At 59.1% G+C, this 12,575-nt stretch carries 9 protein-coding genes; 6 read left to right on the top strand and 3 right to left on the bottom strand.

Annotated features, from left to right (window positions below; genetic code table 11):
* Positions 1-12: 12 nt before the first annotated feature.
* From M017_RS0116190 to M017_RS0116180, 3 genes are read left to right on the top strand one after another with little or no spacing between them, the layout of a single operon-like run.
* A complete protein-coding gene (locus M017_RS0116190) occupies positions 13-2,481 on the top strand; it encodes an ABC transporter permease (protein WP_051670243.1) in 2,469 nt (822 codons plus the stop codon).
* Positions 2,482-2,521: 40 nt separating this feature from the next.
* Positions 2,522-2,854 carry a PadR family transcriptional regulator gene (locus M017_RS0116185; RefSeq protein ID WP_031499174.1) on the top strand — a complete coding sequence of 111 codons (333 nt, stop codon included), beginning with the start codon at positions 2,522-2,524 and terminating at the stop codon, positions 2,852-2,854.
* A complete protein-coding gene (locus M017_RS0116180) occupies positions 2,855-5,458 on the top strand; it encodes an ABC transporter permease (protein ID WP_031499173.1) in 2,604 nt (867 codons plus the stop codon).
* On the opposite strand, the gene M017_RS27830 is transcribed toward M017_RS0116180, so the two are convergent.
* Positions 5,455-6,219, bottom strand: a complete 765-nt coding sequence (locus tag M017_RS27830; RefSeq protein ID WP_051670241.1) for an SRPBCC family protein — start codon at positions 6,217-6,219, stop codon at positions 5,455-5,457. The two genes, M017_RS0116180 and M017_RS27830, sit on opposite strands and share 4 nt — an antisense overlap.
* The gene (locus tag M017_RS0116170; protein ID WP_031499171.1) at positions 6,212-6,553 is read right to left on the bottom strand and encodes an ArsR/SmtB family transcription factor; all 342 of its coding nucleotides are present in this window, start codon (positions 6,551-6,553) and stop codon (positions 6,212-6,214) included. Before M017_RS0116170 ends, M017_RS27830 begins: the two co-directional genes overlap by 8 nt.
* Before the next feature lie 117 nt (positions 6,554-6,670).
* Between M017_RS0116170 and M017_RS0116165 the strand changes: the two genes are divergently transcribed.
* Positions 6,671-7,036: a DUF192 domain-containing protein gene (locus M017_RS0116165; protein ID WP_031499170.1), complete on the top strand. Its 366-nt coding sequence runs from the start codon at positions 6,671-6,673 to the stop codon at positions 7,034-7,036.
* A complete protein-coding gene (locus M017_RS0116160) occupies positions 7,033-8,547 on the top strand; it encodes a hypothetical protein (RefSeq protein ID WP_031499169.1) in 1,515 nt (504 codons plus the stop codon). The genes M017_RS0116165 and M017_RS0116160 overlap by 4 nt, the downstream gene beginning before the upstream one ends.
* A gap of 483 nt (positions 8,548-9,030) precedes the next feature.
* Here the strand turns inward: M017_RS0116160 and M017_RS0116150 are convergent, their stop codons facing one another.
* Positions 9,031-11,085 (bottom strand): S46 family peptidase, encoded by a 2,055-nt coding sequence (locus M017_RS0116150; RefSeq protein ID WP_080507847.1) that lies wholly within the window; start codon positions 11,083-11,085, stop codon positions 9,031-9,033.
* Between the two features lie 129 nt (positions 11,086-11,214).
* On the opposite strand from M017_RS0116150, the gene M017_RS0116145 reads away from it, so the two are divergent.
* Positions 11,215-12,573, top strand: a complete 1,359-nt coding sequence (locus M017_RS0116145; RefSeq protein WP_031499166.1) for a hypothetical protein — start codon at positions 11,215-11,217, stop codon at positions 12,571-12,573.
* Positions 12,574-12,575: the final 2 nt, after the last annotated feature.

Genomic DNA, 12,575 nt, shown 5'->3' with positions numbered 1-12,575 from the left:
TTGCTCTCAGTCATGTCCTTTCTCACTTCCAATTTCATCCAGAGTTTCCGGCGGATGCGGCGCGCTCCGTTGTTCACGGCTGTGACTTTACTCACACTGGCAATTGGGATCGGCGCAAACACGGCAATCTTTTCGATTCTGAACACGGTGCTAATCCGTCCGCTCCCCTACCCGCAGCCAGACGCGCTGGTCGGTGTGTTTCAGACGGCGCCGGGAGTGCAAATTGAAGAACTCAATGCCTCTCCCGCCACCTACTTTACCTATCGTGAAGAGGGCCGCTCTTTTGAAGACATTGGCATGTGGTCGGGCTCCTCCTCGAGCATCACAGGCACCGGAGAGCCCGAACAGGTGGACGGTTTGCTGGTGACCGATGCAACACTCCCATTGCTGCGGGCGCGCCCCGCGCTGGGCCGGCTCTTCTCCCGTGTCGATGACCAGCCGGGCAGCCCTCATACCATGATGCTGTCCTATGGCTATTTCCAGCGCCGCTTTGGAGGGGATCCCAAAATTATCGGCCAGAAACTGGTGGTGGATGGAAACCTGAAAGAGATCATCGGCGTGTTGCCCGAGCAGTTTCGATTTCTGAACCGGCGCTTCGAGATCATTGAGTTGTTCCAGTGGGATCGGAGCAAGGTCTTTGTCGGCAACTTTTCTTATCGGGCGATTGCGCGGCTCAAGCCCGGCGTCACGATCCAACAGGCCAACGCCGACGTCATGCGCATGATTGCGATGCTGCCACAGAAGTTTAAGCTCGCACCGGGCATCTCGAAAGGGATGCTCGAAGAATCGAAAATGGGTCCGCGCGTGCAGCCCCTCAAGGCCGAAGTGATCGGCGACGCAGCAAAGACGCTCTGGCTATTGATGGTGACTGTAGGGATCGTGCTTCTCATTGCCTGTGCGAATGTCGCGAATCTTCTGCTGGTGAAGGCAGATGGCCGGCAACAGGAACTGGCCGTGCGCGCGGCGCTGGGCGCCAGCCGCATGACGCTCACCCGCGAGATGTTAACCGAGACACTGACGCTTGCCGCGCTCGGCGGCTTGTTGGGCGTCGGAGTGGCCAGCGCGGCGATTCAGCTCTTGATCTGGCTTGCCCCCGCGAATCTCCCACGGCTCGGCGAACTCTCGATCGATGCGACAGTCCTTGGCTTTGCTGCCGCCATCACGCTCCTGGCGGGAGTGAGCTTGGGCCTTGCGCCGGTTTTGAAGTATGCCGGGCCGCAATTGCAAACCGCCTTGCGCGCGGGCAACCGCAACGTGAGCGACGGACGGCAACGGCATCGTACACGCAACACGCTGGTGGTGGTGCAAGTGACCATGGCGATGGTGCTGCTGTTGGTCTCTGGACTGCTCATCCGAAGCTCGATAGCCATGCATCAGGTGCATCCCGGCTTCACGCTTCCCGAACAGATTCTGACGCTCCGGCTCTTCATTCCGGAAGCGCAGGTCAAGGACCCTCACGCTGCCGCGGCAATGGAAAGAGCGATCGTCGCCAAGCTGTCTGAGATCCCTGGCGTGACCACGGTTGGGATGACGACCGGAGTCACCATGGACGGCAACACCTCTTCGGACCCTCTCTATGCCGAAGACAAGCCCATCGAGCCGAACAAGTTCCCTCCGCTTCGCCGCCACAAAAACATAGGGCCGGGATACTTTGCGGCCATGGGGAATTCGCTTGTCGCCGGCCGCGATGTGACCTGGACCGACATCTTCGAAACACGGCCAGTGGCGATCGTCTCGCAGAATCTGGCCCTCGAGATGTGGGGCAGCCCACAGGCTGCATTGGGAAAAAGAGTGAAGGAAACCTCCACCGGCATCTGGCGCGAGGTTGTCGGCGTGGCTGGCATAGAACGTCAGGATGGCCCGGATCAAGCAGCACCCAAGATTGTGTACTGGCCACTGCTGAAGCGCGATTTCTGGGGCCATGCGATCGAGATCGACCGCAGCATGATCTATGTGATCCGAAGCCAGCGCACCGGCACTTCCGCTTTCACCCGAGAGGTGCAGCAAGCGATCTGGTCTGTGAATCCACAACTGCCCATCGCGAACCTGCGCACCGTGAAGGAGATCTACAACCGCGCCTTGTCGCGCACCACCTTCACGCTGCTGTTGTTGTCGATCTCGGCAGGCATGGCGCTGCTGCTCGGCATCATTGGCATCTATGGCGTGATCTCTTATTCGATCGCGCAGCGGACTCGGGAGATCGGCATCCGAATGGCACTGGGCGCGCCCGCCGAACTGGTTCGCCGCATGTTCCTCAATCATGGCGTGCTGCTGGCGGCCATCGGAGTGGCTTGCGGCTTTGCGATCACCATTCCACTGACGCAGTACATGACCAGCTTCCTGTTTGAGGTGAGTCCGATCGATCCTCTCACCTATGCGCTGGTGCCGGCTTTCCTGCTGACAGCCGCGGCGCTTGCCGCTTATCTCCCCGCAAGACGGGCCTCGCGCATTGCTCCGGTGGAGGCGCTGCGCGGCGACTGATAGTAGTTTGTCTACCGGTAGAGTGTTATGATCTGAAGCGATGGCAGACCAACAGGCCGAGCTTCTGCAAGGCACGCTCAACATGATGATCCTTCAGGTGCTGCTGCGCCAGAAGGCGAATGGCTATGAGATCGCAAAGAGGATCGAGGATCGCTCTTCTGAAACCTTGCTGGTGGATCATGGATCGCTCTACCCCGCCCTGCGGCGTCTGGAAGCCAATGGCTGGATCAGCGCGGACTGGGAGATCTCGCCTACTAACCGCAGAGCTCGCTACTACTCTCTAACGCCTGCAGGCAAGAAGCAGATCGAGATCGAGCGGAACCGCTGGCGCGCTTCCGTGTTGGCCGTCACTCGCGTGATGAGGAGCGTCTAGATGTTTCACCGTTGGCTCAGGCGCAAAGACCCGATTCGCGAGGAACTCGCCTTCCACTTGGAAGAACTGAAGCGCGAGTTCCGCGAGGCGGGGGACAGCGAGGTGGAGGCCGCCCGTAAGGCGAGGCTCGCTCTCGGCCAGGACGGTGCGATTGAAGACCAGGTGCAGGACACGCACGCGTTCCACCGGATGGGCATGATTGTCCGGCATATGCGCTTCGCGTTGCGATCCTACCGGCGCAACGGCGATGCCTATCTCTATGCCACTGGCATTCTTGCGCTCGGCATCGGGCTGAGCGTCGCGATGTTCTCGCTGGTGCACGCCGTTGTGTTGAATCCGCTTCCTTTCCCGCAGCAGGAGAATGTTCATCTACTCTGGAAGCGCGACAGCCAGGCGAACACACCCGCCGTTGGCGAACTGGCCGTTCCGGAGCTAGAGGATCTGCGCGCGACGATTCCGCAGATCGCCCATGTTGCGCTGATTCCTGCCGCGCTATACGGCAATGGCCGTGTGCTGCAGGTGGGGCGCCAGGAACCGGTACAAATCGAGTCTTGCCCGGCAACAGCAGACCTCTTCCGGGTGCTTGGCGTTGCGCCGATGCTGGGCCGCAACTTTGAGACCGCCGATGAAGCTACCAACGCGAGCCCAGTGGTGATCTTGTCGCATGGAGTGTGGCGGAATCAGTTTGGAGCTCGCCGCGATGTGATCGGACAAACGATCCAGTTGAATGGACTGGGGCACCAGATCATCGGCGTGATGGGCGCCGATGTCGACTTTCCACGCGGCGCCGGTCTGTGGGTGCCCTTGCGCCAGAACACGGACCGCAGCCTCATCTGGTTGCAGGCCGTTGTGCGCGTGCAGCCGGGAGTCACCAGAGGCGAGTTACAGAATGCTGCCGAACGCACCGTACAGTTGCAGTATCGCGATCACCCGGAGATCTATTCCCAAACGCAACATGCCGTCGTCACGCCTCTTGCTGATTTCCTGACCGGCTCATCGAAGTCGCAACTGCTCATCTCGTTGCTCGCCTCGCTGTTGTTGCTGGTTTCAGCAGCAGTCAGCGCGGGCAACTTATTCCTGTCGCGAGCGCTGGTCAGACGGCGTGAAGTCGCGACACGCATTTCGATTGGCGCGTCTCCGGCGCAGATCCTGCTGCAGTTTGGGGTGGAGGGCCTGGTTGCCGCCTCGGTCGCGACTCTCATCGGATCGATGCTGGCTACCGCGATGATCCGCTTGCTCATCCATTGGGCTCCCGCCGACATCCCGCGCATCGAAACAGCGGGACTGGACGGGACAGCTGTCACCTTTGCCGCCACCACCGCGCTACTGGCAACCATCGCCTGCAGCGTTGGCCCGGCCTTGCTGCTGCGGAGAAAGAATCTCGATCAGCTCCTGCGCGATGGCGGAGCACGGACCGCGGGCTCGCGCAGCGGCGCGCAGATGCAGAACGGATTCGTCTTTCTACAAGCCGCGCTCACCGTCGCGATCCTGGGAGTGGGTTTGTTGCTTTCGCTCAGCTACCGCGCGATGCAGCGCACCGAGACGGGCTTCGCCCATCGCGATACCCTCACCATGAATCTGGCGCTGCGCGGCCAACGCGTGAACGCAGAGTCGCGCCGCCGCTTCTATCGCGATCTACTGGACCACCTGCGAGCCCGCCCCGAAGTCACTAGCGCTGCAGCGGTGCTACTGCGTCCGCTCGAAGGCGCGGTGGGCTGGGACACCCAATACAGCTTCGAATATGAAGCCGGAAGCAGGGACCCACATTTGATTACCACCGCCAACTTTGAGGCGATCACTCCGCACTACTTTGAGACGGTCGGCACTCCGTTCTTGAGCGGCCGCGACTTCAATGATCACGATACGGAGAGCGCCGAGAAGGTAGTGATCATCAGCCGCTCACTGGCCCAGAAGGTGCGCGCCAGTGGCCGGGAGCCGTTGGGCCAGAAGATGCGCAGCTTTGGCGCTTGGCGCAAGGTGGTGGGTGTGGTCGCCGATGCCCGCTATCGCGGCGTCGTGCAATCCAACGACGACATCTATGTTCCCGACCAACAGGTAACAGCACCCACCAACTATCTGGTGCTGCGCGGCACCGTGCCCACCGCAGAACTGCTGCAACTGGTGAGAAACACGCTGCGCCAGATCGACCCCACACAAGCCATCGCAGGCGAGGCGACGATGGAGGAACTGCTCGAGCGCAATACCGCGCGGAGCCGCTTCAATGCGTCGCTGCTGATGATCTTCTCGCTGGGCGCTGTACTGCTGGCCGGCGCAGGCATTCATAGCGTGATGCGCGAATCGCTCGCGGTGCGGCGCAAGGAGATCGCTGTTCGCCTTGCGGTGGGCGCGGGACGCGGGCGGCTCGTCGCACAGACAACGCGCAACGCGTTGCTGTGGGTGCTGTCTGGAGAGATCGCAGGACTGGTTGTTGCAATCTCCGTCGCGACGGCCGCCTCCGATCTCCTCTACCGGGTCTCGCCGACAGACCCCGCCGTGCTGGCAAGTGTGTTGAGCTTCATCTTCCTGGTGGCGGTCTTCTCCTCGTTTGTGCCGGCCTGGATCTCTGCGAGCCAGGACCCGCGCGCCAGCCTGCACGCGGACTAGTTCGCCAAGCCTGTCACCGCAAGAATCTTGCCATCCGGACGGAAGAGAAACACATTCGTCCCGGATGGCATTTTCGTTTGATCGGTGCCAACAGCAGCCCAAGAGGCCAGCACCAGCCCCTGGCACTGCGAGACAGGCCCCTTACGCTCCAGAGCAACGCCTGGCATGAAGCGCAACGCAGCTCCTGAATGTGCGACCAGATCGGCGATGCCGTCGAGCGCACTATAGCGGTCTGCAAAGCGGACTTCTTCAGCGGCAATTTGCCGGAAGGCCGCTTCCCGGGCTGAATCATCCGCAATCCTCCAGGCGGCGAACCAGGCGTCCACCACGCTTGCCGCATTCGCGTAGGCCTCGTCGGCGACGGCATTGCTAAACAGGGAGAGCTGGAAGCGCCAGCCTTGCACATGCTGGTCGCGCGGACCGGCTTCTGCAAGCTCATGCAAGAGTTCCAGCCTGGTTCCATCCACGTCCGGCGTGAGTTCGATCGTCACCCGGGAACTGCCAGGCGGAATGGGATGGCCGCTCACGAAACCATAGGTGAAGACGATGCGCCGCCCCTCTTCCAACTCCAAAACTTCACCGAGCGATTCGATTCCATTCCCATGGCGGATGTAGACTTTGCCGCCGGGCCTGGGATCGATGGTCGATCCGCTGCCCCACCATTTTGCCCAGCGCGTGCTGTCGGTAAAGAAGCGAAAAACGGTCTCGGGTGTAGCCCGAATGACAATCCTTCGCGAAAGAGAGTACGGCAGTTCAGGCATAAGACCTCACAGTTTGCTTGGGTCCGCGGCGCGTCGCCTCCAACTCCGCGGCCACCTTCAGACTCCAGAGCGCATCGTCCCACATCTGCTCGAGAATGCCGGCCGCCGCGCCGAGCGCTTCCCGCCGTGCACGGTAGTAGCGATTGCGATGCTCCGTACGCACCTCGACCAGCCCGGCCTGCAAGAGGCTGCGAAGCTGCAACGAAATCGCTCCGAAGCTGACATCGGGCATCGCCTGGTGGATGGATCCGGCGCTCTTGTCCTCGTCCCAGACCATGCGCAGAATTTCCCGGCGGCGGGGAGAAGCGATCGCACGGAGGACACTCGGTTCCATGGCAATTGAATTTAGTTAAAACTAAAATGAATGTCAAGCCCACCTCAATTGCGTCCCAGGCGTCGCCTGATGTACCCTAACGCTTCATGACCCTCGACCTCTGCCTTCTGGATTCTCATGTCCTCTAGCGAGAAGCGCCTCCGGGTGACCAACCGCAGATCCGGAGGCACCCTCACCACCCATGCCGGCATTGCCAACACCAGCGAACTGCGGCGTCGCGGCCTGTTGCAGCACTCCTCACTTGAAGAAGGCGACGGACTTTGGATTGCTCCTTGCGAAGCGGTACACAGTTTTGGCATGAAATTCCCGATAGATGTCTTGTACTTGAACAAGCAAAAGAAAGTCCTGAAAATCCGGGCCAATATGGTGAAGAGCCGGCTCAGCTTCTGCCTCCGTGCGCACAGCGTATTGGAGTTGCCCACTGGCATGGCCGCCAAAACCGGCACCGTGGTGGGCGACGAACTGGATTTCGAAAAGATATGAAAGAAGTGAGCTGGGTGCGGCGCTGGTTCATCCCGGACATCGCCTTCCTTTTAACCACGATCATCCTGCTCTACTGCCTCACTTCCTTCAACGGGATGCAGATGCTGTTCCGCGATTCGGATACCGGCTGGCACATCCGCAATGGCGAAGTGGTGCTGGCCACCGCGCAGGTGCCGCACACGGAGCCTTATTCGTTTTCAAAGCCCGGCGGCGCCTGGTTCGCCTGGGAGTGGCTGGCCGATTGTTCGATGGCAATCGCACACCAATGGGACGGTTTGCGCGGAGTCTACTTCCTCTACCTAGCGGTCTTGGGTGCCGTCACTTGGCTGTGGTTTCAGTTGATGTGGACGCTGGGTGTCTGGTTCATTCCCACCTGTCTGGCGACGTGGATCATGCTCACCGCCTGCAACATCCACTGGCTCGCCCGGCCGCATCTTTACGGATGGGTCTTTCTCCTGCTGGCCGCACTCGCAGCGGAAAGAGGACCTGAAAAACTCAAATGGACTCATCTGAGCGGTGTCTTTCTGCTGGGCGTGCTCTGGGCCAACATCCACGGCAGTTTCTTTCTTGGCGCGGCAATTCTCTATCTCTATGCGGGCGAGGCATTCCTGCGTCTCCAGGCCCGCTGGAAAACGCTGGCAGCCTGGGCGACCGCCGCCACGCTCGGCAGCTTCGTCAATCCGTACGGCTGGCATGTCCACGAACACATCGTTCGCTATCTGAGCGACAAAGAACTCCTGTCGCATGTCGGAGAATTCCAGAGTTTCAACTTCTTTGTCGATGGCGCAGAGGCGATCACGCTTGGCATGGTGATGGTGGGAGCCGGAATCGCGTTGAACTGCATGCAGGGACACTGGGCACGCGGCATTCTTTGCACGGTGTTATTCGCGGGCGCGCTGCGCTCGGCCCGGGGCATTCCTCTCATGGCGCTGGTTGGATTGCCGCTCGCGCTGAGTGCGATTTGCCAGGCGATTGCCGAGGCGCGCGACCTTCCCGAACGGATCGCCAAACTGCGCGACAGCATGCTCCAATACAACACGAACCTGCGCAACTTCGATCGCAACTTCAAGGGCTACGCCCTCATGCCGGTGGTCTTGGTTCTGCTGGTGCTGGCCGGACGCTCGGCCTTGTTTCCGCAGGGCGCAGGCTTCCCCGTGGATGTATTCCCGGAGAAGCTGGCCGCGCAGATTGCAGCCCTGCCCGCCGACGCCCGTATCTTTACCAGCGACCGCTTCGGCGGCTGGATTCTCTATCGTTATGCCGGGCAGCGCAAGGTCTTCTTCGATGGACGGAGCGACTATTACGGCGCGAAGTTCAGCAAGGACTATCTGCTGCTTCCCGAAGCCAGGCCGGGCTGGGAACCGTACTGGAAGCAATGGAACTTCACACACGCCCTGGTGCCCAAGGACAACGCACTGAACGAGGTGTTACCGCTCAAAGGGTGGCGTCAGATCGGAAAAGACGATACCGCGCTTCTCTATGAGAAGCCCAGCAACAGCATCACGCACTAGAAGCGTTCATTAACATTTGAAGGATGGCCTCACCTGCGCTCAAGTCCACTCACCTGGGTAGACCAGCGCGATACCGGATCGACGGCGGCCAGCCAGCACGGGATCCAACTGGACATAGTAAAGCTATCGACGGCAAAGAAGGACTTTATCCTGCCAAGGTCGTCGAGAGAACGTTTGGGCAGGCAACACGATTCCACCGCTGGCCTCTTCCTCCAGCGCCCATTCCCTGCCCTGCTTCAAAGTGAATTCAGGCTCTAGAAAAGGCCTCAGAGTGTCCATATGACAAATGGGCACTCCAGGTAGCCCAGAGTGCAGCTCAACAACATCGCATCGAACTGGAAGCGCTCAAGGTGCATGAAAACAAGAAAGGTTTTGCCCTGCTCACACAGCGCTGAGTGGTGGAGCATCGTTTCGCTAGGCCCACCTCGCGCGTGATTGCAGGCGTCTTCCTGCAACCAGCGTCTTAAAAGCGATTCCAGTCGCTTAGCGCCGCTCCAACTCCTCTAGCAGCGTTTGCGCCCGATACACCTTGCGCAGCGCCTCCAGAATCCCCTGACTCGCAACATGGACGCTCCGAGCCTGCTCGTCCGTATAGAGGTAGCGATTCGGCAAGCCTTCAATGTTGCCGTCAAATAGAATCCCGATCACCTCGCCCTTCGTATTCAGCGTCGGACTCCCGCTATTGCCGCCATGCGTATCCGCCGTAGTCACAAAGTTGAAGGGCGTCTTCAGCGCAAGCGATTTCTTTGCCTCCAGCCAGCGCTGGGGCAAAGCAAAGGGATCCTGGCCGGTCGCATGCTTGTACAGCCCCGCAAAGTCCGTCGACCAATTAACAGCCTCCCCCTTCGCATTCCGGTATCCCTTCACCGTTCCAAAGCTCAGCCGCAGCGTGAAGGTCGCATCGGGATACACGTTCCCGCCCAGCGCATACTGCGCCTGTGCAATCCGCGCACTCTCAATTGCCTGCCGCGCCATCACCCGGTCTTCATACATCTGGCGGTAACGCCGCGCCTCTGGCTCCAGAGCCCGGATGATTCGCAGAATCCCATCAGGCTCGGTGTTCGCCACTGTACGAGAATTGGCAATCCGCTTCCGCTCTGCAACATCCAGCAGTTTCGTCGTCGCCACCGCCTCCTTCGCCACAGCTTCCGGAGACTTGCCACCGAGAATCTCCTTCAGAGTCGGGTTCTCCGGCCCCAGCTTCGCAAGGGCAAAACGCAGATACTCCGCAATCACCGCCTCTTCCAGACTGGGCGAGATCGGCGCCGTGCTGTACATCTCCTGTTCCAGACTCTCCAGCCCCGCATCGCTGTACTCCCGCAGCCGTTCCCCATTCGGCTTCGCCTTCTCATTTGCATAGCGATAGACCCGGCGGCCAATCGTCATCAGCACGCTGTCACGCGTCGGCGTGGTCTCAAACAAAACGTAATTCTGATAGAAGCGGGCAAAGTCCGCATTGATCTTCTCAATCTCGGTCCAGGCGCTGCCGTATAGCTTCTCCTTCTCCGGATCCTTCGCAATCGCCGCCCGCATCGCATCTTCTTCCGCTTTCTTCTTCGCCATAAAGCTCGGATTCGTCAGCCCACTCATGAATCCGGTGAAGGCCTTCAGACTATTCTCTTCGCCGAAAATCTCCTCCAGCGCCACCCGAGCCTCTTCCGGACCGCGCTTCGAGTAGTCCTTCAACACGGCGATCAACGACCGGATCCGCTCCAGCGTCAGCTTCAACTGAACATCCCGCTGGAACTCCATCTCCGCATAGGTCAGCAGTCGGCCCGTCGAGCCTGGATTCCCCGATACAAACGCGAGTTCGCCGTTCTTCACCCCTTCTTTCGAAAAAGGAAAATAAGCGATCGGCCGCAGCGGCTTGCCATTCTCATAGACGCGGAAGAACGCAATATCCAGGTCATAGCGAGGATAGGTAAAGTTGTCGGCATCGCCACCGAAAAAGGCAATATCTTTCTCTGGCGCAAACACGAGCCGAATGTCGGTGTACTTCTGATACTCGTACAGATGATATTGGCCGCCGCTAAACAGCGTCACCACATTGCAGCGATGCCCCGTACTGGTCGAACACGCTTTCTCGATCGCGCTCATCTCGGCCCGGCGCAGCGCATTGGCGGCAGCGGCATCCTTGCCAGCCGGCACGGCGCTCTTCACCTTCTCCGTAACGTTCTCGATCTTCAGCAGGACATTCAATTCGAGATCCGGACACGCCTGCTCCTCACCACGCGATTTTGCGAAGAAACCGTTCTTCATATAATCGTGCTCTTTTGACGAGATTTTCTGGATGCAGTCGGCGCCCACATGATGATTTGTAAATACAAGCCCGTCCGCACTCACAAAGCTTCCCGAGCCGCCGTTATTGAAACGGACACTCCCCGTCTGCAGCTTTTTGAGAAAAGCATCCGTCACCTCAAACCCATATCTGGACTTCACCGCCTCACGCGGAAATTCGTTGAATAGCCAGATGCCATTGTCAGCAAGCGCCTGTGTGGCAAATACGCCACACAAAACCGCAAAAAGCCTATTTTTCATCGTTTTTCTTATGCCTTTTCTTAACGGACAACGCAAGTCCAGTGGTATCAATAGCTTACCTTCACGAAATAAGCCTAAAAACTTTGCTTATGCGATTCGCTATGCAATACTGATAGCAAAGTTTCCCCGATGGCGCAAAAGCTTGTGGACGATGCAGTCGTCCGCTACCACAAAATACTCGAAAGCCAACCGTTCGCCAACTTGGAGTGGGCAGAAGCACTCGCCGACAAGATGCGCGCACACAGGATGGTTGCTGGAACACGACTCGCCTCTCCGTTTCTTCGACCGCACTTCCTCTCCAAGAAACAATACGAACAACTTTCAAAAGCCGGGGAATCGCTCCTGGCTGCCATCGAACGGCTGGAAGGGATTGCGCTCCAGACCCCAGCGCTCCTCCAACGGATGGAGTTACTTCCCGCAGAACGCATGTTGGCGTCCATCGATCCGGGTTATTCCTTCCTACACGTCGCCTCACTGCTGAATACAAACCTGAATAACGGAACCCTGCAATTCCGCAACTTCCAGGCCTCTTCGGCCACCGGTCTCGCTTACGGCGAGTTACTCGCCGACATGTTCTACGAAGCTCCGCCGGTCAAGGAATTCCGCAAGAAGTATACGATCAGCAAGCTGGGTGGCACTAAGTACCTTCTTTCTGCAATCCTCAAAGCCTACAAGGCTTATGGCGGCAAGAAACAACCCAATATTGCCGTCCTCGAGTTCAAGCATCCCTTCCAAACCGTCGACGGCGCTGAATATACAGTACTCGTTGAACTCTTCCGCAAGCATGGCTACCAGACGGAACTGGTGAGCCCGGAACAGTTGGATTATCGGGGCGGCGTTCTTTCCAAAGGCGATTTCAAAATCGACCTGCTCTACCGCGCCTCTTCCCTCCAGGAATTCCTGATGCGTTTCGACCTCACGCATCCGCTGGTCCGGGCCTACCGCGACGGCAAGGTCTGTATGGTCAACTCCTTCCGGGCCGAACTTGCGCAGAAGCGCGCCATGTTCAGCCTGCTCACCGACGAAACCGTCACCGCGAAATTCCCCCTGGTAGAGCGCAAAGCGATCACGGCCTTCATTCCCTGGACGCGCATCGTCACCCATTCCAAGACCGAGCGCCACGGTACCACCATCGATCTTCCCGAGTACATCTCCGCCAACAAGGATTCGCTCGTCCTCATCCCCAACGATTCCACCGGCGCGCTACCCGTCTTCGACGGCCTTTCTACCGAGAAAGCCGCCTGGGATCGTGCCTTGAAACAAGCCTTGCGGGAACGTTATGTTGTCCAGGAACGTGCCGAGAATGTCACCTCCAAGTTCCCCGTCATGTTTTACGGCAGCATGGAAATGCGCGATATGTTAGTCGACGTACATCCGCATATGTTCCTCGGAGAAGTAAAGTCCGCCACCGCCCACCTCACGGCAGGCAATAGCGGCTTCTCCACCATGGAAGGCATCGCCGCCACCTTCTTACTCGAAGGCAAGTAAAG

This window comes from Bryobacter aggregatus MPL3 (assembly GCF_000702445.1).
GTDB classification, from domain to species: Bacteria; Acidobacteriota; Terriglobia; order Bryobacterales; family Bryobacteraceae; genus Bryobacter; species Bryobacter aggregatus.
The sequence above is the reverse complement of the archived record's forward strand: the minus strand, read 5'-3'. Positions and strand labels throughout refer to the sequence as shown.

What these genes read in the sequence shown, in the direction of transcription:
- M017_RS0116165 (WP_031499170.1), top strand. Translation starts at nt 6,671, where the DNA reads ATGTCCTCTAGCGAGAAGCGCCTCCGGGTGACCAACCGCAGATCCGGA.
- M017_RS0116180 (WP_031499173.1), top strand. Translation starts at nt 2,855, where the DNA reads ATGTTTCACCGTTGGCTCAGGCGCAAAGACCCGATTCGCGAGGAACTC.
- M017_RS0116190 (WP_051670243.1), top strand. Translation starts at nt 13, where the DNA reads ATGTCCTTTCTCACTTCCAATTTCATCCAGAGTTTCCGGCGGATGCGG.
- M017_RS27830 (WP_051670241.1), bottom strand. Translation starts at nt 6,219, where the DNA reads ATGCCTGAACTGCCGTACTCTCTTTCGCGAAGGATTGTCATTCGGGCT.
- M017_RS0116185 (WP_031499174.1), top strand. Translation starts at nt 2,522, where the DNA reads ATGGCAGACCAACAGGCCGAGCTTCTGCAAGGCACGCTCAACATGATG.
- M017_RS0116160 (WP_031499169.1), top strand. Translation starts at nt 7,033, where the DNA reads ATGAAAGAAGTGAGCTGGGTGCGGCGCTGGTTCATCCCGGACATCGCC.
- M017_RS0116145 (WP_031499166.1), top strand. Translation starts at nt 11,215, where the DNA reads ATGGCGCAAAAGCTTGTGGACGATGCAGTCGTCCGCTACCACAAAATA.
- M017_RS0116150 (WP_080507847.1), bottom strand. Translation starts at nt 11,085, where the DNA reads ATGAAAAATAGGCTTTTTGCGGTTTTGTGTGGCGTATTTGCCACACAG.
- M017_RS0116170 (WP_031499171.1), bottom strand. Translation starts at nt 6,553, where the DNA reads ATGGAACCGAGTGTCCTCCGTGCGATCGCTTCTCCCCGCCGCCGGGAA.